This is a genomic window from Acidisphaera rubrifaciens HS-AP3, assembly GCF_000964365.1.
GTDB lineage: Bacteria > Pseudomonadota > Alphaproteobacteria > Acetobacterales > Acetobacteraceae > Acidisphaera > Acidisphaera rubrifaciens.
Genome location: NZ_BANB01000833.1, coordinates 1 through 1780, shown reverse-complemented (window position 1 = coordinate 1780; position 1780 = coordinate 1). Strand labels below are relative to the sequence as shown.

General features: G+C 69.3%; 2 protein-coding genes. Both read right to left on the bottom strand.

The genetic code is table 11. From position 1 onward, the window contains the following. Positions 1–1348, bottom strand: a 1348-nt coding sequence (locus tag B8460_RS18295) for a Hint domain-containing protein (RefSeq protein ID WP_048863056.1), incomplete at its 3' end; no start/stop codon positions are given. Between the two features lie 247 nt (positions 1349–1595). Further along, a partial coding sequence (locus tag B8460_RS22385; RefSeq protein WP_048863055.1) for a hypothetical protein occupies positions 1596–1780 on the bottom strand: 185 nt, incomplete at its 5' end.

Genomic DNA, 1780 nt, shown 5'->3' with positions numbered 1-1780 from the left:
CGACCGGCGCGATGCGGCGGCCGTCCACCAGCAGGTGCAGCCCGGCATCGTCCGTCGTCGCCGGAGCTGCGGGGGCCGCGCCGAGTTCGGCGGCGCGGTCGGCTAGCGCCTCCCAGATCGGCTGCACGGTGGCGGCATCCAGCGTCAGAGGGCGGTAGCCGTGCGCCGCATAGACGGCGGCGGCGTCGATCTCGGCCGCCGGGGCGGCGTGCAGGGCGACCACACCGGCATTGGCGAAGCGGCCACGGTCGGCGCAGTCGAGATAGCTTTCGACGGTCAGCCCCTCGGCCAGCAGGATGTCGTGGCTGTCGAGTTCGACGTGATAGTAGGTATAGGTCGCGATCGGCTCGTGCCGGATCGTCGTGCCGTTGACCAGCAGGCGGGCCGGGATCAGCCGATCCTTGATCAGGATGGCGTGGTCGGGCGTGACGCGCAGGTCACGCGCCGGAATGCCGGGAGCGACGGCGTCGGCGGCGATCACGACCGGATCATGAAGGTCCGCCTCGCGCAGCGAGGCCCGCTCGACTGTGCGGTGGCCCACCCACGCCACGGCCCGCGCGGCGCCTGACGCGGTGCGCACGAGGTCGCCCGGCGCGATCGACTCGACGAGGCGTTCGCCGTCCGGGGTCGCGATAGCGGTGCCGGCGAGGAAGCAGACCATCAGCAGGCCGCCGGAGCTGTCGGCGGAGAGACCGAGGGGACCGGAGCCGAGGCTGAATGTGCCGGTCGCGGCAATACTTCCCTTGACCTGGATACGGCCGATCTGATCGCGGGAAGTGGCCGGCCCATCATAGAAACGAAACGTCTCGAGGCCGGACAATTTGCTGTAGAAGGCGGAATAGGTTTTGATCTGTCCGTAGTTGATCGCCTGATCGTCGATGACGTCGCCGGCACCGCCAAACCCGCTGATCGTCGTGCCGCCGATGAACGAGGTGACGTCCGCCCGGTCCACCACCAGGGTTCCGCCCTGGCCGACATAGCTCACATTGAGTGTCGGGCTGCTTTGCCCGTCGAACTTGATGGCGCCGATATCGAACGTGCCGCCGCCGGCGATCGTGCCATCCTGGGTCTTGGTGATCGCCCCCATGGGACCGAGCACGATTTCGCCGCCGTTGGCGTCATAGGTCAGCTGTCCGCCCGCGGTGCTCAGCTGCGCCGTGTTGACGATCGCCTCCGCGCCGTTCGTGGAGGTTATGTCCAGGGTGCCGGTCAGGGTGGTCACGTCCAGCGTGACGATCGGCACCTGCCCGAAGGGCGTGCCGCTGTCGTGCGTCACCGTGACCGCCGTCAGCCCGATGCCCGCGGCGACGTCATGCGTGCCGTCGCTGTCGTAAGTTGTTCCGCTCATGTGATGCCCTGCGCCCGCCCCGCTGTCGCGATGTCGATTGACCGCGACTTTAGCGTGATCCACTAAACCAAGACGCGAAGCTGAACAGGAGTAACGTTCGCGTTACTACCGGAGGTGGGATACCGGCTGGTTCACGATGACCGGATGGTGACGCATCCGGCAGGATCGCCGGGTGGAGACCTCACAACGCAACACCCCCGCCGTCGTCGGCGGGGGTGTCGGTAGGCGGCCCGGTCGGGCGGGTAGGTCAGGCGGCGATGGCGAGGTCCGCGGCGGGATAGGCCGGGAGCGGCGCGACGGTGAGCGTGAGGGTCGCCGGGCCGGCGACCGGCGGCAGGGCGAGTTCGGCGTGCCCGTCCGTCCAGCGGGCGAGGCGGCTTGCGCCGCGTTCGACCGCATGCCAGCCGGCGCGCGCCGCCGGGCCGTCCATGG